This is a genomic window from Pseudomonas sp. TE31087 (assembly GCF_057284075.1).
Map to the genome: position 1 here is coordinate 3,598,701 of NZ_JBXVNN010000001.1, position 19,759 is coordinate 3,618,459.

At 66.6% G+C, this 19,759-nt stretch carries 19 protein-coding genes; 11 read left to right on the forward strand and 8 right to left on the reverse strand.

The window, feature by feature from the left end; genetic code table 11:
* Nucleotides 1-39: 39 nt before the first annotated feature.
* Entirely contained in the window at nucleotides 40-912 is an 873-nt protein-coding gene (locus ACZ899_RS16220; protein WP_203648136.1) for a DMT family transporter, read from the forward strand.
* Nucleotides 913-1,030: 118 nt separating this feature from the next.
* On the opposite strand, the gene ACZ899_RS16225 is transcribed toward ACZ899_RS16220, so the two are convergent.
* Nucleotides 1,031-1,921 carry an esterase/lipase family protein gene (locus tag ACZ899_RS16225; protein WP_234560892.1) on the reverse strand — a complete coding sequence of 297 codons (891 nt, stop codon included), beginning with the start codon at nucleotides 1,919-1,921 and terminating at the stop codon, nucleotides 1,031-1,033.
* 124 nt (nucleotides 1,922-2,045) lie between these two features.
* On the opposite strand from ACZ899_RS16225, the gene osmE reads away from it, so the two are divergent.
* Together osmE and ACZ899_RS16235 are read left to right on the forward strand one after the other, a co-directional pair.
* Nucleotides 2,046-2,387 carry an osmotically-inducible lipoprotein OsmE gene (osmE, locus tag ACZ899_RS16230; RefSeq protein ID WP_028688233.1) on the forward strand — a complete coding sequence of 114 codons (342 nt, stop codon included), beginning with the start codon at nucleotides 2,046-2,048 and terminating at the stop codon, nucleotides 2,385-2,387.
* 6 nt (nucleotides 2,388-2,393) lie between these two features.
* A complete protein-coding gene (locus ACZ899_RS16235; protein ID WP_186713793.1) occupies nucleotides 2,394-2,951 on the forward strand; it encodes a ferritin-like domain-containing protein in 558 nt (185 codons plus the stop codon).
* Between the two features lie 78 nt (nucleotides 2,952-3,029).
* Here the strand turns inward: ACZ899_RS16235 and ACZ899_RS16240 are convergent, their stop codons facing one another.
* Complete coding sequence (locus tag ACZ899_RS16240; RefSeq protein ID WP_232857678.1) at nucleotides 3,030-5,096, reverse strand: AsmA family protein; 2,067 nt, start codon at nucleotides 5,094-5,096, stop codon at nucleotides 3,030-3,032.
* A gap of 317 nt (nucleotides 5,097-5,413) precedes the next feature.
* Here ACZ899_RS16240 and ACZ899_RS16245 point away from each other — a divergent pair, with 317 nt between their 5' ends.
* The 3 genes from ACZ899_RS16245 to ACZ899_RS16255 all read left to right on the forward strand — a co-directional run bounded on the left by ACZ899_RS16245 (nucleotide 5,414) and on the right by ACZ899_RS16255 (nucleotide 7,875).
* Nucleotides 5,414-5,869: a phage infection protein gene (locus tag ACZ899_RS16245; RefSeq protein WP_234563127.1), complete on the forward strand. Its 456-nt coding sequence runs from the start codon at nucleotides 5,414-5,416 to the stop codon at nucleotides 5,867-5,869.
* Nucleotides 5,870-5,991: 122 nt separating this feature from the next.
* Entirely contained in the window at nucleotides 5,992-6,624 is a 633-nt protein-coding gene (locus tag ACZ899_RS16250) for a TetR family transcriptional regulator (RefSeq protein ID WP_110734940.1), read from the forward strand.
* Between the two features lie 162 nt (nucleotides 6,625-6,786).
* Nucleotides 6,787-7,875, forward strand: a complete 1,089-nt coding sequence (locus tag ACZ899_RS16255; RefSeq protein WP_234562967.1) for an AGE family epimerase/isomerase — start codon at nucleotides 6,787-6,789, stop codon at nucleotides 7,873-7,875.
* Nucleotides 7,876-7,941: 66 nt separating this feature from the next.
* Here the strand turns inward: ACZ899_RS16255 and ACZ899_RS16260 are convergent, their stop codons facing one another.
* A complete protein-coding gene (locus ACZ899_RS16260) occupies nucleotides 7,942-8,670 on the reverse strand; it encodes a DUF2076 domain-containing protein (RefSeq protein ID WP_234562966.1) in 729 nt (242 codons plus the stop codon).
* Nucleotides 8,671-8,827: 157 nt separating this feature from the next.
* On the opposite strand from ACZ899_RS16260, the gene ACZ899_RS16265 reads away from it, so the two are divergent.
* On the forward strand, nucleotides 8,828-9,484 hold the full coding sequence (locus ACZ899_RS16265; RefSeq protein ID WP_203648140.1) for a YciC family protein: 657 nt from the start codon (nucleotides 8,828-8,830) through the stop codon (nucleotides 9,482-9,484).
* A 19-nt stretch (nucleotides 9,485-9,503) separates the two neighbouring features.
* On the opposite strand, the gene hrpB is transcribed toward ACZ899_RS16265, so the two are convergent.
* Nucleotides 9,504-12,032 (reverse strand): ATP-dependent helicase HrpB, encoded by a 2,529-nt coding sequence (hrpB, locus tag ACZ899_RS16270; protein ID WP_234562965.1) that lies wholly within the window; start codon nucleotides 12,030-12,032, stop codon nucleotides 9,504-9,506.
* 119 nt (nucleotides 12,033-12,151) lie between these two features.
* On the opposite strand from hrpB, the gene ACZ899_RS16275 reads away from it, so the two are divergent.
* Together ACZ899_RS16275 and ACZ899_RS16280 are read left to right on the forward strand one after the other, a co-directional pair.
* On the forward strand, nucleotides 12,152-12,571 hold the full coding sequence (locus ACZ899_RS16275; protein ID WP_203648142.1) for a polyribonucleotide nucleotidyltransferase: 420 nt from the start codon (nucleotides 12,152-12,154) through the stop codon (nucleotides 12,569-12,571).
* Between the two features lie 23 nt (nucleotides 12,572-12,594).
* Nucleotides 12,595-13,464 carry a cation diffusion facilitator family transporter gene (locus ACZ899_RS16280; RefSeq protein ID WP_203648143.1) on the forward strand — a complete coding sequence of 290 codons (870 nt, stop codon included), beginning with the start codon at nucleotides 12,595-12,597 and terminating at the stop codon, nucleotides 13,462-13,464.
* Nucleotides 13,465-13,485: 21 nt separating this feature from the next.
* Here ACZ899_RS16280 and ACZ899_RS16285 read toward each other — a convergent pair whose 3' ends face one another.
* The gene (locus ACZ899_RS16285) at nucleotides 13,486-14,322 is read right to left on the reverse strand and encodes a DUF6515 family protein (protein WP_234562964.1); all 837 of its coding nucleotides are present in this window, start codon (nucleotides 14,320-14,322) and stop codon (nucleotides 13,486-13,488) included.
* Nucleotides 14,323-14,793: 471 nt separating this feature from the next.
* On the opposite strand from ACZ899_RS16285, the gene ACZ899_RS16290 reads away from it, so the two are divergent.
* Together ACZ899_RS16290 and ACZ899_RS16295 are read left to right on the forward strand one after the other, a co-directional pair.
* A complete protein-coding gene (locus ACZ899_RS16290) occupies nucleotides 14,794-15,270 on the forward strand; it encodes an Lrp/AsnC family transcriptional regulator (protein ID WP_011535815.1) in 477 nt (158 codons plus the stop codon).
* 53 nt (nucleotides 15,271-15,323) lie between these two features.
* Entirely contained in the window at nucleotides 15,324-15,527 is a 204-nt protein-coding gene (locus ACZ899_RS16295) for a DUF2788 domain-containing protein (protein ID WP_023378567.1), read from the forward strand.
* A gap of 155 nt (nucleotides 15,528-15,682) precedes the next feature.
* On the opposite strand, the gene ACZ899_RS16300 is transcribed toward ACZ899_RS16295, so the two are convergent.
* The 3 genes from ACZ899_RS16300 to ACZ899_RS16310 all read right to left on the reverse strand — a co-directional run bounded on the left by ACZ899_RS16300 (nucleotide 15,683) and on the right by ACZ899_RS16310 (nucleotide 19,661).
* Nucleotides 15,683-16,312, reverse strand: a complete 630-nt coding sequence (locus tag ACZ899_RS16300) for a pseudouridine synthase (protein WP_234562963.1) — start codon at nucleotides 16,310-16,312, stop codon at nucleotides 15,683-15,685.
* A 6-nt stretch (nucleotides 16,313-16,318) separates the two neighbouring features.
* Nucleotides 16,319-17,782, reverse strand: coding sequence for an AMP nucleosidase (gene amn, locus ACZ899_RS16305; RefSeq protein WP_203648145.1), 1,464 nt, complete (start codon nucleotides 17,780-17,782; stop codon nucleotides 16,319-16,321).
* Nucleotides 17,783-18,008: 226 nt separating this feature from the next.
* Entirely contained in the window at nucleotides 18,009-19,661 is a 1,653-nt protein-coding gene (locus ACZ899_RS16310; RefSeq protein WP_234562962.1) for an acyl-CoA dehydrogenase family protein, read from the reverse strand.
* Nucleotides 19,662-19,759 lie beyond the last annotated feature (98 nt).

A 19,759-nucleotide genomic window follows, 5' to 3' on the forward strand; every position in this document is an offset into this window, starting at 1 on the left:
GCCTCGCTCCCACGGGTCAACCGCAACTCGAGAATCATCATGAACTACCTCTTCCCCCTCATCGCCATCCTCATCTGGGCCGGCAACACCGTAGTCACCAAGATGTCCGCCGGGGCCATCTTCCCCGCCGAGATCGGCTTCTACCGCTGGCTGCTGGCCGGCCTGCTGTTCACCCCTTTCCTGCTGCCGCAAGTCTGGCGCAACCGCGCGGCCATCCGCCCGCACCTGGGCAAGATCTTCGTGCTGGGCGTGCTGGGCATGGCCATCTACCAGAGCCTGGCGTACTTCGCCGCGGCCATCACCAGCGCCACCAACATGGGCATCATTCTCTCGTTGATGCCGTTGATGTCGCTGGCCCTTTCCATCGCCTGGCTCGGCCAGCGTCTGACCTATGGCGCGCTACTGGGCGCGCTGGTGTCGTTCTTCGGCGTGCTGGAGGTGGTCTCGGCCGGGCAACCCGGCGTGCTGCTGCACCAGGGGCTGAACGCTGGCGACCTGATGATGCTGGTGGCCACCCTCGCCTATGCGCTGTACAGCTTCCTGCTGAAGAAATGGCAACTGCGCCTGCCGCCGCTGCAACTGCTGTACCTGCAGGTGCTGGTGGCGATCCTGGTGTTGCTGCCGCTGTTCCTGCTGTCGCCCAAGACCGGGTTGAACGGCCACAACATTGGCCTGGTGCTGTATGCCGGCCTGTTGGCCTCGATGGTCGCGCCGCGGGTGTGGATGCAGGCGGTGCATCGCCTGGGGCCGAGCCGGACCACGCTGTTCTTCAACCTGCTGCCGGTGGTGACGGCGGTGATCGCGGCAGTGGTGCTGAATGAGCAGTTGGCCAGTTATCACCTGGTTGGCGGTGTGCTGACATTAGTCGGCGTGCTGTTGGCCGAGCGTTGGACCACGCCTGTGCGGCGTTGACAGATGGGAGCGCTTTGCGCTCCTTTCGCGGCACAAGGCCGCTCCTACAGGGGGATTGCGTTCGTCTGTAGGAGCGGCCTTGTGCCGCGAAAGGGCTGCGAGGCAGCCCCCGGGTTCGTCACAACCCAGCAGCCTTGAGCCGGGCGGCATGCTCGGTAAACAGTCGCACCGGCTCGGCACCCTTGCCCACCGCGCCCAGCGACTGGTTGACGATATCCAGGTGATCAAGCGGATAGTCATCACCGATCACCTGCCCCAGGTGCGAGCTGAAGCGCCCGACCATGCCGTCGCATTGCCCCTTCTCCCGGACGAAACTGCGGGCGAACAGCCGGCAAAATCGGTTGCTGCCGTCAAAACGGTTCAGGCCCTGGTCGGTACGCCCAGGCTGCAGGGTTCCGGACCATGAGTAATAGCGCACGCCGTTCACTTCCGGCGCCCCCTCGCCGCCCCAGACCTCGGGCAGCCCCTGTGGATAAGCCTGGTTGAACAGCGCCACCCCGGCACTGGTCAGCGACTGGTGCGAAGCATGCACGTCGATCGGCAGCGGATCGCGGCGCCAGCCGGTCTCCAGCCAACCCAGCATCACAGCGAAGCCATGCAGCACGGCCTTGAGGATGCGCCCCCGGACAGAGTCACCAGGTGCCGTGCGTTCGAGATGGTCGGCCAGCTCCGAGCCATGGTTGGGGCCGGCCACCGATGTCACCGAAGCCACCCGGTCAGGCCGCTTCGCCGCCGCATAACGGGCACTGAGCGCGCCCTGGCTATGGCCGATCAGGTTGACCTTGTCGGCCCCCGTGCGCTGGCAGACCTCCTCGATGATGCCGAGCAACTGCTCGCCCCGCACCTCGCTGGAATGCAGCGGCGACACCTGCACCGGGAACACCTGCGCGCCGCCCCGACGCAATGCCGGAACGATGCCGAACCAGTAGGGATAGACCAGCGCCCGCACGAAGCCGAGCATGCCCGGCACCAGCACCAGTGGATAACGCGTGGCCAGCTCCTGACTCATCACCCTTGCCCTCATCCGTGAACAGACCGGCCCACCCTACAGCGCCATCGGAGACAAGCGCAATCGAACTCCCGGCGCGCCGCGCGGTTCCAAGCAGAACAGACCCTGAGCAAGGAGCGGGACCATGTACAAGCGAACCCTGGCCATCCTTCTGGCAAGCGCCACCCTCGCCGCCTGCGGCAGCCGCCCGGAAAACCCGGTGGACTACGTCACCTACCGCGACGAGCCGCTGGTCAAGCAGGTCGAGCACGGCATGACCATGCAGAAGGTCATCGCCATCGGCGGCAGCCCGTCGAATGTCATCGACCTGCCCCACGGCGGCACCTGCAACGACTACATCCTCAACCGCGATGGCCACCAGCAACCCTACTACGTGCGCTTCGACGCCACCGGCCATGTCGACGCCAAGGGCTTCAAGACCTGCAAGCAACGCCAACAAGACAGCGACGCCGTGCACGGCGCATGACACCCCATGACCACCCTGATGCTTTCGGAGATGAACATGAGCGTTGAACTGACCGATGTGAAAACCCTGCGCGAACGTGCCCGCCAGCATGTCGAGCAAGGCGCGGTGACCGAGGGTTACCACGCCGATCGCGAGAAGATCCTGCGCCTGCTCAACGAGTCGCTGGCCACCGAGCTGGTCTGCGTCCTGCGCTACAAGCGTCACTACTTCATGGCCAGCGGCATCAAGGCCAGCGTCGCCGCCGCGGAGTTCCTCGAGCACGCCAACCAGGAAGCCGAGCACGCCGACAAGCTGGCCGAGCGCATCGTGCAGCTGGGCGGCGAGCCGGACTTCAATCCGGACAACCTGACGAAGAATTCCCACGCCCAGTACGTGGCGGGCAGTTCGTTGAAGGAGATGGTGCTGGAGGATCTGGTGGCCGAGCGCATCGCCATCGATAGCTACCGCGAGATCATCCAGTACATCGGCGACAAGGATCCGACCACCCGGCGCATCTTCGAGGACATCCTGGCGCAGGAGGAAGAGCACGCGGACGATATGTCCGATCTGTTGAAAGGCCTCTGATCCCAAGGTTTACGTGGGAGCGGGCTTGCCCCGCGATGGCGTTGATGCCATCGCGGGGCAAGCCCGCTCCCACGAACTTCAATGACCTTTGCCGGCCGCCGCTGGCGCCTTGCCGGCGCGCATCTGCTGCAATAACGGCGTGCATTGGTTCGGCTCATCCCCGCTGCTCGGCGCGATCAGCGCCAGCAGCCCCGCCGCCGGCCCGGCCACCACGCCAAGCGCCACCATCCCCGCGCCACGCAGCGCCAGCGGCACAGCCTGTACGCCGGCACTCGGCTTGGCGAACGGCCCACGCACATACAACGGCGAACGCAACGAGAACAGACGCAGGCCCTTGGACTCGGGGGTGATCTTCAGGTCCAGTTGCTCACTGGCGAAGTTGGCCGTGCCGTTGATGTAGATGATCGCGTTCTCGGTGTCGAAGACGAACAAGCGGGTGGTGGCCAGGCCATCCTTGATCCCGACGTCCGCCGCGGCGCAGTTGATCTTCACATCTTCATCGCCGAACAGCTTGCCGACCACGTAGTTGCCGACGTTGAGCCCGGCGATCTCCATCAGGCTGCGGCTGATCGCGCCATCATTGATCAGCAGGCGCAGATCCCCGCTGGAAGTGCCCAGCAGTGCCGCCACCGAGTTGCCCCGGCCACTGATGTCGGCATCGCCGTTGAGTTCACCGAAGCTGGTCTGCATCGGCGCGAAGCTGGGGAACAGCTGCTTGAGCTTGAAGCCACGCGCGGTCAGCCGGGCGCGGCCCTGCAACGGCGCGCTGCGTCCGTCCAGGCGGATGTTGGAATCGAGGTTGCCGCCGGCTACGCCAAAGCGCAGCGGCTCCAGGCGCAGCAGGCCGTCCTCGAGGATCACATGGGCGGACAGGTCGTTGAACGGCAGCTTCTCGCTGTGCACGATGCGCTTGCCGGCGAAGGTCACATCGGCATCCATGGCCCGCCAGCGCTCGGTGCGGAACTCTTCGACCGGCAGCACCTTGCCGGCCGGCTGCTTGCTGGCGCCGCCGCGGGCCTTCTGTTCGCTGTTGGAGTCGGCGCCGATCAGCGGCGCCAGGTCCTTGAACAGCAGCTGGTTGGACACCAGGTTGCCGGAGAGCTTCGGCCGGGGCTGGCTGGCGACGAAGGCCAGGTCGCCGTGGATGTCGCTGTCGCCGATCTTGCCGTTGAAGCCTTCGTAGCGGAACTGCGCCCCCTCGGCGGCATGCAGGTTGGCGGTCAGATGACCATCGGTGGCGTATGGGGGCGTATCGGGCAAGGTCACGCCGGTCAGCGGATAGAGGTTGCCCAGGCTGCTGCCGGAAAGCTTCAGGCGCAGGTCGAGGGCGCCGAGGTTGCGTGGATCGGTCAGGGTCCCGGCCAGCGCGACCCGGGTGTCGCCGATACGCACGTCGGCCTGCAGCGGAAACGGCTGGCTGGTGTCCTGCAGCGCCAGCAGGCCGCCGATCTTGCCGGTGCCGGCCACCGCCAGGCCCTTGTAGCGGCCCTGGGCCTTGAAACCGAAGGCGTAGTCCTGGGCATTGCCGGCCTTCTCGGCGCGGGCCTTGCCAACGATGTCGCTGAACGGGATCGGCTTGCCCAGCGGATCGACCTGCACCTTCATGCTGGTCTTCAGCGTCTGGTCGTCGAAGCTGACGTTGCCTTGGTCGAAACCAATGGCGCCGATGTCCAGCACCCACTTCGACGGCTCTTCGTTCTCGTCCTTGGGCCCGAAATCGAACACCCAGTTGGCCCGGCCATCGGCCTGCCGGGCAAGGCTGGCGCTGGGCTTGACCAGGTCGATGCGCGGAATGCTGATGCGTTGGACGATCAGCGGCAACGGCGCCAGGCGAAAGTCCACGCGCTCCAGGGCGACCATATGCGGCGCCTTGAGCCAATCGGGGTTGCCCAGGGTGAGGTCTTCGGCGGTGAAGTGCGGCCACGGCACGAAGGCGCGCCAGCCGCCTTCCTCGGGCTCGGTGCGCCAGTGCACGGCGAGGTTGCCGTTGATCGCGAAGGGCCGGTGCAGGGCTTCGGAGACTTTCTCGTTAAGCAGCGGCTTGACGCGGTTCCAGTCGAAAGTGGCGATCACCACCACCAGGATCGCCAGCAGGGTGGCGAGGGTGGCGAAGGTCCAGATGAGGATTCTGGCAGGGCGCGTCATTGCATGGTTCTCCTGACTGCATGGCACTCATTATGTCGGACTGATGAAAAACCGCCGGGTTTAATCCGTGCGCCATGATAACCAGGATTTTCCTGACGCCTTTCTCAGCTTTTCGTCCATGGACAGCGGCAGTGTTACCGGGGCTCAAGCGTGCCTCAGCGCTTGCGAAACACCTGAAAACATTGATTCAGAGCCTTCCGCACACAGTATCAATCCCGTCGATTGTTACCATTATCCTGATGAACTTTTCTCTGGAGTTACCAGGCGTAGCATTGGCTTCGTACCCACTTTCCAGCCCCCCCGAGGAGCACCGAATCATGAAACGCCATCTGCTGCTGAGCCTGACCCTGTCCGTACTTGCCGCCAACGCCTTCGCCCTGCCAGCCGAAGACCAGCACCTGAGCGCTGAATCGCACTCCAGCGCCGCCGCCGTCAGCCAACCGCTGAACACTCTGGCAGAAGGTGGCGCCGAGCGCCTGCAGGAACGCGCAGGCCGCCTGGCCGAAGGCGGTTCCGAGCGCCTGCTCGAACGTAACAACCGTGTCGCCGAAGGTGGCTCGGATCGCCTGATCGAACGCAACGACCGCGTTGCCGAGGGCGGCTCCGATCGCCTGATCCAACGCAATGACCGCGTCGCCGAAGGGGGCTCCGATCGCCTGATCCAACGCAATGACCGTGTCGCAGAAGGTGGCGCCGATCGCCTCAACGAACGCAACAACCGTGTAGCCGAAGGTGGCTCGGATCGTCTGGTCGAACTCAGCCGTGTGAGCTGATCGCCATGGCCGAAAACAACAACCCGCCCCACTGCGCCTGCTCCCCTCCAAGCCCGGTCCATTGACCGGGCTTTGTTTTTTTATCCAGAATGCCCAGTCGTACAGTCATAGAATCCTGTCCCATGCTGCCGCGCGCCGAACAGAAGTTACAAACCCGCCAGGCCCTGCTGGATGCCGCCTGCCTGCTCATGGAGAGCGGCCGTGGCTTCGGCAGCATCAGCCTGCGCGAGGTGGCCAAGGCCGCGGGCATCGTGCCCACCGGCTTCTACCGCCACTTCCCCGACATGGATGCCCTGGGCCTGGCCCTGGTCGCCGAGGTGGACACCACCTTCCGCCAGACCATTCGCCTGGTGCGCCAGAATGAATTCGAACTGGGCGGCATCACCGACGCCTCGGTGCGCATCTTCCTCGACGTGGTCATCGCCCACCGGGCGCAGTTCCTGTTCCTAGCCCGCGAGCAATATGGCGGCTCGCAACCGGTACGCCAGGCCATCGCCCGCCTGCGCCAGGACATCAGCAGCGACCTGGCCACGGACCTGGCGCGCATGCCGCGCTGGCAGCACCTGGACGGCGCCGCCCTGGCGGTAATGGCCGACCTGGTGGTCAAGACCGTGTTCGCCACCTTGCCCGAACTGATCGACAGTCCCGAGCCGGGTCATCCACAGGCGCTGACACCGCAGGAAAAGATCACCCAGCAGTTGCGCTTCATCTTCGTCGGCGCGCGGCACTGGCAGGGGCTGGGTAATCCCGGCTGACGCTTTCGCCCAGATCGGATCATGTGCGCGGGCAGCGTGGGAGCGGGCTTGCCCCGCGATGGCGCTATCGCGGGGCAAGCCCGCTCCCACGCTGCCCGCGCACACGAAGCACTGGCCACTTCTGCTACCATGGCGCCCTGCCCGACCGTCACGAGCGCGACCATGTCCGACCCCCGCCCCGCATTGACCCGTTTCCAACAGCACTTCGCCGAGCGCATCGTGCCGCTGTGGCAGGGCCCTGGCTGGAACGCCGACATGGCCCTGCCGTACGAAGCCCTGGACACCCAGCATCGGCCACTGCCGGTGCAGCGCTACCGGGCCATGGCCTGCGCCCGTCAGCTGTACCTGTTCAGCAGCCGCATCGAGCAACCGGGCGCCGCCGAACGCGCCGCCGCGCTGCTGCGTTCACTGCAGAAGCACTTCCACGACGCCGAGCACGGCGGCTGGTTCTACAGCATCGACGCCCAGGGCAAGCCACTGGACCGGCGCAAGGACCTCTACACCCACGCCTTCATCGTGTTCGCTTGCGCCCATTACTGGGGCAAGGTCGGCGAAGGCCTGGTGGAGGCCACGCTCAACGGCGCCCTCGAAGTCGTTGCCGAGCAGTTCGCCCGCGACGATGGCCTGTACGAGGCCAGCCTCGGTGAGGACTGGTCGGATTTGGGCAGCGGCCCGCTGCAGAACCCGCAGATGCACCTGGCCGAGGCCTTTCTCCAGGTGCTGGCCGTGCGCGAGGACAACGAGGTTCGCCAGTCGCTGCTGCAGCTGTGCGACGCGCTGCAGGCGCAGTTCATCGAGCCGAGCCACGGCCTGATGCTGGAAAAACCGCGTGGGGCTGTGGATAACTGGTTCGAGCCAGGCCACCAGTTCGAATGGTTCTACCTGCTGGATACCTCGCCATTGCTGCGCGGCACGGCGCTGCACGCCTCCATCGAGCGGGCCTTCGACTTTGCCGAACAGTACGGAGTGAAGGATACGGCGGTGCTGGCGATGCTGGACGTGGACGGCCAGGTCATCGACCCGACCCAGCGAATCTGGGCGCAAGCGGAGTACCTGCGGGCACTGGCCTTGCGGCCGGGAAGCGAGGCACGGTTGCTGGCACAGCTAGCGGCGCTGGAGTCACGCTTCCTGCATGAAGGCGGCTGGCATGAGTGCCGCGATGGCGCAGGAGCGGTGAGCCGCCATGACATGCCTTCGACCACGCCCTACCACCTGGCGACTTGCCTGGAAGGCCTGCAGCGCCTGACCTGAGGTTGTCGCGGATGTGTCCGTGAGGGGCGCGAGGCGCCCCTGCGGTGCATCAGGTCTGTCAGGCCCTCAGACGTAGTCATCGTCCGAGAAGAAGCCGCCATCGTCATTGCTGTAACCGGCATCGGCATAACCGCCCTGGTCATTGCCCCAGCCCCCGCTGTCCGCCACCTGGCGCTGGCTGTCCTGGTCATTCCAGCCACCCGCGTCGCTGGCCGGCGCCGGTGCTTCCTTGATCACCTCGACGATCTCCTCAGGCTGCGAATTGTGGTTGAACAGGCTGCTGATGCCCTGGGCCAGCAACACGCCACCGGCCACACCCGCCGCGGTCTGCATGGCACCGCCGAGGAAGCTGCTGGCGCCACTGCGCGCCGGGGCGGGCGCCGCGCCGAAGCCCGGCTGCTGCGGTGGCGGGGCATAGGCCTGGGACGCCGGTTCACGCCAGCCACCCGCAGAAGTCGGCGGCGGCGCGACCGGGCGCTGCGGCTCTGGATTGCGGGCTCCCGCGCCAAAGATGCTGGAGAGGAAACCACCGCCACTGCTGGGGCGGCTTGCATCCAGTTGCGCGCGAGCCTGGCGCAGTTCGGCCTCGAGCTGCTTGTTCTGCTCGTCCAGGCGCTTGATCGCCGTCTCCTGGACCAGGATCGCCTGGGCCATGTAGTAAGGCGCCGCCGGCTGCTGGCGCAGGTGCTCCTCGATGCGCGCCTGGGCCTGGGCATCGCGCGGCTGGGCCGGGTCCTCGGCTTGCTTGAGACGGCCGAACAGGCCATCGATCAGGGTTTGTTCTTCAGTGTTCATCGGGGCAACCTCGTGCGCTGAACAGGACATCGGACAGCGTCAAAGATGGAGGCCCGGGCTTGGCGATTCAATTGTCCGGGCCATGAAACTTTTTTCAGCAAGCGGGCCGACTGGGCTAAAGTTACGCCCTGCTTTTTCTGCCATGCGATGTTGACCGATGAATCCGCTGAGCGTTCTGCGCGACTCCCTGTACTTCTTCCGCCGTCACCTGACGAGCATCCTCCAGCTGTGCCTGCCCTTGGTGGTACTGGAGGCCCTCGGCACCCAGTTGCTCTACAGCCAGCTGGGCGAGCAGGCCTCGCCGGCCTACGGCATGCTCGTCAGCCTGCTGTTCTACCCGCTGTACAGCGCCGCGCTGATCCTCTACCTCGACACCCGCAGCAACGGCCTGGACACCGCCAAGCGCGACCTGTTCGCCCGCGCCCTGCAACTGTGGCCGATGCTGGCCCTGCTGATCGTGATCAGTTCGCTGCTGATCATGGCGGGCCTGGCGCTGCTCATCTTCCCCGGCGTGTGGATCATGGTGAACCTGGTGTTCGCCGAGTACCTGCTGGTGCTGCGCGGCCTGCCGGTGATCGAGTCGATGCGCACCAGCGCGCGCATGACCACCGGGCATTTCCTGCGCATCATGGTCTGCATGCTGTCGGTGCTGGCGCCGCTGTGGCTGATCGACGGCCTGCTGCTGCAGCTGTTCCCCGAGCCGCAGCCTGGTGTGCAACTGGCCCTGGACAGCCTCAGCGGCTTCCTGCAGCTGTTCAGCACCGTGGTGCTGTACCGCCTGTTCATGCTGCTCGAGGGTGAAGCCAGCGCCTGAGACCGGCATTCCCCAGGCGTCAGGCTTTCCTTGGCTTGGCCCTGGCCGTGGCCTCCGCCACCAGTGGATCGTCCGGCCAGTAGTGCTTGGGATAGCGCCCTTTCAGGTCCTTCTTCACCTCGGCATAGGTGGTGCGCCAGAAGTTGGCCAGGTCCTGGGTCACCTGCACCGGCCTGCGCGCCGGCGACAGCAGGTGTAGCTTGACCTGTTGGCAGCCATTGGCGATGCGCGGGGTGTCAGCCAGACCGAACAGCTCCTGCAGGCGCACGGCAAGGATCGGTGGCTGCTCGCTGTAGTCCAGGCGAATGCTGGAGCCCGAAGGCACGGCCAGGTGTGATGGCGCCAGCTCATCCAGGCGCTGTGGCAGCGGCCAGGGCAGCAGGTTGCGCAGCATCGAGGGCAGGTCCAGGCTGGCGAAATGGCTCAGCCGCGACACCTTGCCCAGATAAGGTTGCAACCAGTCTTCCAGGTTGGCGAGCAAGGCGTCGTCACCCAGGTCGGGCCACTCGCTGTGGCCGTCCTTTTCCAGGTCCAGCTGACGCAACATAGCGACACGGGCCTGCCACTGGCGCAGTTCCGGGGTCCAGGTCAGCAAGTTCAGGCCCTTGCGCCGCACCAGCCCCAGCAAAGCCCGGGCCCGTGCGTCGTCATCCAGCCCCGGCAGCGGCTCGCGGCTGAGCACCAGTTCGCCGACCTTGCGCTGGCGCTCGGCGCGCAGCACCTGTTCACGCTCGTCCCAATCGAGCAGGTCGAGCTGCTCCACCTGCTCGGCCAGCACACCGTCGAATAGCGCCGGATCGAACTCGGCGGCCAGGTAGATGCGCTCCTCACGCTGCCCCTGGCGGCTGCCCAGGTCGGCGATCACCAGCCACGGGCTTTTCATCAGTGCATCAGCTTCGGCGAACAGCGCCGCACGGCCATTGGCCAGGCGGTACTCGGCGCCGCCTTCGCGACGCTGCTGCGCCACCCGGTCGGGGTAGGCCAGCGCCAGCACCGCACCCAGCCAGCGGGGATGATCGGGGTCGGCGACCGGGCTGCGCGGTTTGCCACGCAACTGGCCGCGGTACTGCCGGGCCAGTTGCCGGGCGCGCTGCACGCCGCCTTGCCCGCCACGGGAGGCGCGGCTTTCGCCGCTGAGCAGGGCCAACCGGCTATGCAGGTCGGCACCGCCGCCGCGCAGGATGTCGCGCTCGCCCAGCAACGCGGCGACATCGCAGGCCATGTCGGCCAATCCGAGGTCCTGGCCGCGCAGCAGCAGGTGGGCGATGCGCGGATGCGCAGGCAGCTCGGCCATGGCCTGGCCATGGGTGCTCAGGTTGTCGCGGCACCCGGGCTTGAAGGCACCGAGCCGGGCCAGCAGGTCCTGAGCCTGGCCGTAGGCAGCGGCCGGTGGCTGGTCGAGCCAGCTGAGCTGCTCCGGCGGCACGCCCCAGCGCGCCAGCTGCAGGGCCAGCCCGGCCAGGTCGGCCTGGAGGATCTCGGCGCTGCCGTGGGCCGCCAATTGGTCGTGTTGCGCCTCGGACCACAGTCGATAGCACACGCCGGGTTCAAGGCGCCCGGCTCGCCCGGCACGCTGGGTGGCGCTGGCGCGGGAAATACGCTGGGTGTCCAGGCGGGTCATGCCGCTGCCGGGGTCGAAGCGCGGCACCCGCGCCAGACCTGCGTCGATCACCACGCGCACACCGTCGATGGTCAGGCTGGTTTCGGCGATATTGGTGGCCAGCACCACCTTGCGCTGGCCCTTGGGCGCCGGCTCGATGGCGGCGCGCTGGGCGCTCAGGTCAAGCTCGCCGTGCAGCGGGCAGAGCAGGATGTCCGGACGCTCGCCCACGGCCTCCTGCAGCGCCTGGTGCACACGGCGGATCTCCGCCTGCCCGGGCAGGAACACCAGCAAGCTGCCGGATTCGTCGGCAAGGGCCTGGAGCACGCAGTCGACCACCCGCGGCTCGACAAACTCGCCAGGCTGCCAGGGCCGGCTCCAGCGGATATCCACCGGATGCATGCGCCCCTGGCTGCTGACGATCGGCGCGTCGTCGAGCAGGCGCGACAGCCGCTCGCCCTCCAGCGTCGCCGACATCAGCAGGATCTTCAGTGGCGGCTCGTCGCGCAACAGCGCCCGGCCGTTGAGGCTCAGGGCCAGGGCCAGGTCGGCATCCAGGCTGCGTTCGTGGAACTCGTCGAAGATCAGCAGCCCCACGCCATCCAGCGCAGGATCCGCCTGCAGGCGGCGGGTGAGGATGCCCTCGGTGACCACTTCGATGCGCGTGTTCGGGCCGACCTTGCTCTCCAGGCGGATGCGGTAGCCCACGGTTTCGCCAACCTTCTCGCCCAGTTCGCTGGCCAGGCGTTCGGCGGCGGCGCGGGCGGCCAGGCGCCGGGGCTCGAGCATGAGGATGGTCTGCCCCCGCAGCCAGGGCTCAGCGAGCAGGGCCAGTGGCACGCGGGTGGTCTTGCCGGCGCCGGGCGGCGCCTCGAGCACCGCTTCGTCACGTTCGGCCAGGGCCTGGCGCAGGTCGGACAGTACGGCATCGATCGGTAATGAAATCATGGTGGTCCTCGAACAATCGACCGAGTATAACGGCGAACCGAGGCTGCCCTATCATGGTCTTAAGCTCAGGCGCAGGCGATTGCCGCGCCGTTGTTTGTCGTTATCTTCCGGAGATTCACATGCGCATCCCTTCCCGCGTCATCGGTGGCGCCCTCATCGCCACCCTGCTGACCCAGCTGACGGCCTGCGGCACCCTGTTCTACCCCGACCGTCGCGGCCAGATCGAAGGCAAGATCGATCCGGTGGTCGCGGCGCTGGATGCCATCGGTATCCTGTTCTATGTCATTCCCGGCCTGATCGCCTTCGGCATCGACTTCGCCACGGGTGCCATCTACTACCCCGGGGGCACCACGGCCCAGGTCGACCCGGCCAAGCTCAAGCCTGCGATCAATGCCGATGGCCAGGTCGACCGGACCAAGCTGCAGGCTATCCTTGAAAGCGAACTGGGCCAGCGCCTGCCGCTGAACGACCCGCGGCTGATCCAGCACCGCGGCAGTGTCGAGCAACTGGCCAGCTACGGCCTGGTACCTGCGGCCTGACCTGATCCGGACGATCCCTGCGCATGACCGCCACCGCCGAACATCAACGCCTGCTGCGCCTGGCCACCCGCGCCTCGCTGAGCGTCGCCTGCATCCTGGTGCTGAGCAAGGCCGTGGCCTGGTGGCTGAGCGGCTCAGTCAGCCTGCTGGCCGGGCTGACCGACTCGGCACTGGATGCCGCCGCCTCCTTCCTCAACCTGCTGGCGGTGCATTACGCGCTGCGCCCGGCCGATGACGATCACCGCTTCGGCCACGGCAAGGCCGAAGCCCTGGCCGGCATGGCCCAGGCGCTGTTCATCGGGGTCAGCGCGGTGCTGATCGGGGTGCAGGCGTTTGAGCGGCTGAAGTCGCCGGAACCCCTGGGCGACACCGCCGCCGGCATCGCGGTAATGCTGCTGTCACTGGCGCTGACCGTGGCGCTGCTGGCCTTCCAGCGCAAGGTGATCCGCCTGACCGGCTCCACCGCCGTGCGCGCGGACTCGCTGCACTACCGCTCCGACCTGCTGCTCAACGCCAGCATCCTGCTGGCGCTGCTGCTGGCCCGCTTCGGCTGGCCGCAGCTCGACGCCCTGTTCGGCCTGGGGATCGCCCTGTACATCCTGTGGAGCGCGCTGCAGATCGCCCGCGAGAGCACGGCGATCCTGATGGACAAGGAACTGCCGGCCGATATCGGCGAGCGCATGCTGGAGGTGGTGCTGGCGATCCCCGGGGTGAAGGGGGTGCATGACCTGCGCACGCGGGTGTCCGGCAGCCAGTGGTTCGTGCAACTGCACCTGGAGCTGCCCGGCGACATGCCGCTGCATGCCGCCCATGAGCTGTGCGTGCAGGCCTCGCACGTCATTCGCCAGCGCTACCCGCGGGCCGATGTGATGGTCCACGCCGACCCGGTGTAGCCCGTTATCGCGAATACCCCGTCAATTGATGCTGTAGCCGCGCCCGCTCAGGCACGCCCCCAACGCCCGTCGATAGTTGTCCGTCACATTGGCCGGCGGCGCATAGCTGGCGGTCGCCGGATCGAAGCCCGACTGGCTCACCGCCCAGCGATGGCATTGATAGCGGTCCTGCTCCTGCTGCTCCGGCCCCTGGCCGTACATCGGATAGGCGATCACATCGTAGCCGCTGCCCTGCTGCGGCATTGGCGCAGGCGCCACGGCGGGCGGGTTGACCACCACGTACTCGCGGCTGTTGGCCTGGTATTGGTAATACGTGTCGGCCACCAGGAAGAACAGCGCACCGCCCAGCCACACTTCACGGGCATAGGACGGCAGGTAGTCGACCCGTACACCGTAGGGCGGCGTGACCACCACGTAGCCGCCGCCATGGGGCCGGTACCAGTAGCCGCCGGAGTAGAAGTAGTCCTGCCCGCGGTACGGCACTTTCCAGTAACGGTCCGGGAAGCGCTCGACGGTATGCCCGGGATGGTACTGCGGCCCTGGCCCCCAGCCATTGCCATGCCCATCGGGCCGGCCGGACCAGTCACCGCCGGGGCGCTGACCCGGACCACCCGCTTCCCAGTAACGGTTGTCGCCGTAGCGACGGGGAATGTCCTGGTAGTAGCCTTGGCGTGGCGGTTGCGTCTGGCGCACTTCATCACGCGAATTGAGCGGTGATCCACGCCGTTCGCCACCGCCCTGCTCCTGCTGGCCGCCACGACCGTCATGCCCTTCTCCAGGCCCCTCGGCCAGGGCGCCCAGGCTGATGCCCAGGCCCAGCAAACCAACACCTGCCAACCGCCAGATGCGCGAACCCATGTTGTTCCTCTCGATTGAAACGCCCGCCATTATCGTCGGCAGTCTACTCCGCAGAACACGACCGGCAGATTAAATTAGCCAACAACCTGGTGCGCCAACTGCTCGAAGACCTGCATTGGCTGCTCGCTGGCCTGGCAAGCGCAGCCCGCGGCGCAATAAAAAAGGGAGGCCTTGCGGCCTCCCTTCGGGAATTGTCGTCCGTGCTCGGCGCTTGTGGCACCGGCTCACCTCGCGCCGTCTTCTGGACAGTGCGTAGCCCGGGGGCCTGGCGGATCCTGTTGGATGGCTGGCCGCGACCGCCCGCCTAGGGCGCGTCGCCGTGGACTGATGTCCGGGCAGTGATTCTGGTGATAAAGATAGGCCAGACGCCGGGGCAGAGGATTGCGAAGATTGCTCTGATAAATAGCGCTTGCGCAATTTTTCACTCAGGATCGATAATTCGCAGCAATCCGAACAGAAAAGGCCCTTTCCATGAGCAAGCTCGACCGCTACGACCTGAGCATCCTCGCCGAATTGCAGCGCGATGCGCGCATCTCCAACCAGGAACTGGCCGAACGCATCGGCCTGTCGCCTTCCCCATGCTCACGTCGGGTCAAGCAGCTTGAGGACGACGGCTACATCTCGCGCCAGGTGGCCCTGCTGGACCGCAAGAAGCTCGGCCTGAGCCTGACCGCCTATGTGCTGATCGGCATGGACCGGCACACGCCCGAGCGCTTCGAGACCTTCGAGGCGGCGATCCGCAGCCTGCCCCAGGTGCTCGAGTGCAGCCTGGTCACCGGGATGGACGCCGACTACCAGCTCAAGGTGGTGGTGCCGGACATGGACCACTACCAGAAGCTGCTGCTGGGCAGCCTGACCCGTATTGAAGGCGTGACCAGCGTGCGCTCGAGCTTCGTGCTCAACCAGGTGCTGGCCAGCACCGAGCTGCCATTGACCCACCTGCGTTGAATCCTCCCGAGTCCGGCGTATGATCGGGGGCTCAATCTGCCTGGAGTGAACCGATGGATCCCGCAGTATTCGAAGAATGGATGATGATCGTCCTGGTCACCGTGTTGATCGGTTTCATGGGCTTCATCGTCTGGGACCTGGCGAAGAAGTCCAAGGCCGGGCGCTTTGGCACGCTGATCCTGTTCTTTGTGCTGGGCCTTGGCGTGCTGGCATTCATCATCAAGAGCGTGGTGGTGGGGTTTCTTGAGGGGGTGTAGCGGCCTGCCAACTCTCCCCTTCCTTGTAGGAGCGGCCTTGTGCCGCGAAAGGGCCGCGTAGCGGCCCCAGCAATTTTGCCTTGATGCTGAGATCGGGGGCCGCTACGCGCCCCTTTCGCGGCACAAGGCCGCTCCTACAGGGGGACGCGTGCGGCTCAAAGCTTCGCCGGCACTTCGCGCCAGCACCCCTGGTCCAGCCCTTCGATCGTCCAGTCGCCAATCCGCACCCGCACCAGGCGCAAGGTCGGCAAGCCCACCGCCGCCGTCATCCGCCGCACCTGGCGATTACGCCCTTCACGGATCACCAGCTCCAGCCAGGCGGTCGGCACGCTCTTGCGAAAACGCACCGGCGGATTGCGTGGCCACAGCTCGGGCTCCTCGAGCAAGCGTGCCTCGGCCGGCAGCGTGGGCCCGTCGTTGAGCTCGACGCCATCACGCAAGCGCCGCAGTTGCTCTTCGCTCGGCTCACCTTCCACCTGGACCCAGTAGGTCTTGGCCAGCTTGTGCTTCGGATCGGCGATGCGCGCCTGTAGGCGCCCGTCGTTGGTCAGCAACAGCAGGCCTTCGCTGTCGCGGTCCAGGCGGCCGGCCGGATAGATGCCGGGGATGTCGATGAAGTCCTTGAGCGTGGCCCGCCCCTCGCCGTCGCTGAACTGGGTGAGCACATCGAACGGCTTGTTGAACAGGATCAGGCGCGGCTCGGCCGGCGGCGCCTTGGGCTGGCGATGCGGGCCGGTGGGCCGCGCCGCAGGGCGGCGCGGTGTGCTACGGGGTGGCAGGGACATGGATCCTCAGCGGAACGGCGGCTCATCGAAGCTGCGCAGTTTACGCGAGTGCAGCGAGTTGAGCTCGGTACGCAGCAGATCGAGGGCGGCGATGCCGATCTTCAGGTGCTGGCTGACCGCGCGGTTGTAGAAGGCGTTGGCCGAGCCCGGCAGCTTGATCTCGCTGTGCAGCGGCTTGTCGGAGACACACAGCAAGGTGCCGTACGGCACGCGCAGACGGTAGCCCTGGGCGGCAATGGTGCCGCTTTCCATGTCTACCGCCACGGCGCGGGACAGGTTGATCAACGGACGTTCCTGGGCCCAGCGCAGCTCCCAGTTGCGGTCGTCGTAGGTGAGCACGGTGCCGGTGCGTAGGCGCTTCTTGAGCTGCTCGCCACGCTCGCCGGTGACCTGCGCGGCCGCCTCCTGCAACGCCAGCTGCACCTCGGCCAGGGCCGGGATCGGGATATTCGGCGGCACCACGCGGTCGAGGATGCCGTCGCGGCGCATATAGGCGTGGGCCAACACGTAGTCACCGATAGTCTGCGACTGACGCAGGCCGCCGCAGTGGCCGATCATCAGCCAGCAGTGCGGGCGCAGCACCGCCAGGTGGTCGGTGATGTTCTTGGCGTTGGACGGGCCGACACCGATGTTGACCAGGGTCACGCCATCGCCATCGGCGGCGATCAGGTGATAGGCCGGCATCTGGTAGCGGTGCCAGACCACGCTGGCGACCAGGGCCTGGGCCTCGCCGTTGTCCATGCCCTTCTCGATGATCACGTTGCCCGGCAGGACCATGCGCACGAAGCGTGGGTCCTCGCGCAACTGCTCGAGGCCATGGGCGATGAACTGGTCGACGTAGCGGTGGTAGTTGGTGAGAAGGATCCACGGCTGCATGTGCCGCCAGTCGCTGCCGGTGTAGTGCACCAGGCGGCGCAGGGAGAAGTCCACGCGGGCGGCGTCGAACAGCGCCAGCGGCAGGGTCTCGGCGCTTTCCCAGTCGTACAGGCCATCGGCGGTGTTATCGGTGGCCGCCGACAGGTCGGTGCTGGGGAACACCCGCGCCAGTTGCGCGGCGGTGATGCCGCTGCCGGCCAGCTCGTCGCCCTGGTCGACCACGTAGGGGTACGGGATGTTCTGCTCGCTGACACCGACTTCCACGGTCACGGTGTAGTCGTGCATCAACGGGCGCAGTTGCTCGAGCAGGTAGCCACGGAACGCCGCGGGCTGGGTGACGGTGACGCTGTAGGTGCCGTCCACCTGGACCTTGGCGTAGGCGCGGGTGGTCGCGGCGACTTCGCCCTGGCTGGAATAGATGAGACGCAGGGCCGGGTAGCGGAACAACGCTCGCTCCTCGTCACCCGGCTCGGTACGGTCCTTGAGATAGCGCTTGAGGGCCTGGCTCAGGGCCCCGGTGGCCTGTTCGTGCAAGGCCGCCAGACGGTCGACGGCCTGTTCGGGGGTATCAACGACTACAAACGCTTGGCTCACGCTGGGCTTCCTGTCTTATGGAATGCATGACAGCCATCTTGCCTGCGTTGCTGGGCAAATACATCCCCAGTGTCGGTGCTGAGCAATTCCCTGTAGGAGCGGCCTTGTGCCGCGAAAGGGCTGCGCAGCAGCCCCAGCAATTTCCGCCTTGACCGCTGAGATCTGGGGCTGCCTTGCAGCCCTTTCGCGGCACAAGGCCGCTCCTACAGGGGGATGAAGCCATCCTTCAACCGGCCCAGACAGGCGTCGCCCGGGCCACCAGCGCCTCGACATCCACGCCGCGCGGCAACGCGCCATACACCCGCCCGCCGCCGCCCAGGCGACTGCCGATGAACGCATCGCTCACTGTGGCGTTGCCTGCCTCGAGCAACAGCTTGGCCTGCAGCGCCACGGCGATGTCCTCGGTCAGTTGCCGGGCGCGGTACTGGATATCGCCGGTATCGGCGAAAGCGCCCTTGAGATTACCGATGAACGCCGCCAGCCGTGGGTCGCCATGGCCGTCCCCCAGCTCGCTGAACAGCGCCTCGAGCACGCCCGGCTCTTTCGACAAGGCCCGCAGCACATCCAGGCACTGCACGTTGCCCGAGCCCTCCCAGGTCGAGTTGACCGGTGCCTCGCGGTACAGCCGTGGCAGGATGCTGTCCTCGACGTAGCCGGCGCCGCCCAGGCACTCGGCGGCCTCGTTGATCATCCCGGGGGCGCGCTTGCAGATCCAGTACTTGCCCACCGCCGTGACCAGGCGGGAAAAGTGCGCCTGCTGCGGGTCGTCGAGGCGGTCCAGGGCCTGGCCCATGCGCAGGCTCAGGGCCAGGGCTGCTTCGCTCTCCAGGGCCAGGTCGGCGAGCACGTTCTGCATCAGTGGCTGCTCGGCCAGCACCCGTCCGCCAACCTTGCGGTACGCGCAATGGTGCGCGGCCTGGGTCAGGGCCTGGCGCATCAGGGCGCTGGAACCGACCATGCAGTCGAAACGGGTCATGGCCACCATCTCGATGATGGTCGGCACGCCGCGCCCCTCCTCGCCGACCATCCAGGCCAGGGCTCCGCGGAACTCCACCTCGCTGGAGGCGTTGGAACAGTTGCCCAGCTTGTTCTTCAGGCGTTGGATGTAGAACTGGTTGCGGTTGTCGTCGGGCCGGTGGCGCGGCAGCAGGAAGCAGCTCAGGCCCTTGTCGGTCTGGGCCAGGGTGAGAAAGGCGTCGCACATGGGCGCCGAACAGAACCACTTGTGGCCTACCAGCTCATAGGGCTGGCCCGGGCCGGGCGTGCCCACCGGGTAGGCGCGGGTGGTGTTGGCGCGCACGTCGGTGCCGCCCTGTTTCTCGGTCATGGCCATGCCGATGGTGACACCGGCCTTGTGCCGGTCGCCGACGTTGCGCGGGTCGTATTCGCGGGCGAGGACCTTCGGCAGCCAGTAGCCGGCAAGCTCGGGCTGCAGGCGCAGGGCCGGCACGGCGGCGAAGGTCATGGTCAGCGGGCAGCCGGTACCGGCTTCGGCCTGGCTGTGCAGGTAGGTCATCGAGGCCCGCGCCACGTGGGCGCCGTCCCGTGGCTCGGCCCAGGGCAGCGAAGGCAGGCCGTACTCGACGGCGGTGCGCATCAACTGGTGATAAGCGGGATGAAACTCCACCAGGTCGATGCGGTGGCCATAGCGGTCATGGCTGCTGAACTCGGGCTTGTGCGCGTTGGCCAGGAAACCCGCGGCCATCAGCGGACCACCGGCCAGGGCACCGTAGGCGTCGATCCGCGACTCGGCCCAACCGGCGCCGAAGCGGCGCGACCACTCCTGCAGGGGCAGGTCGAGGCGATACAGGTTGGCGCCGTCCAGGGACGGCGGCTGGTTGGTGACTTCGTGGGTTTCAGCGAACTGGTGCAGGTTCATCGGCGGCCTCCTGGATCCGTTCATGCCTGGATAACCCAGTGAAGCACCGCAGGCCCTTGAGTCAAAGTGACAAAACGGACTACATGGGGGCGCTTCGC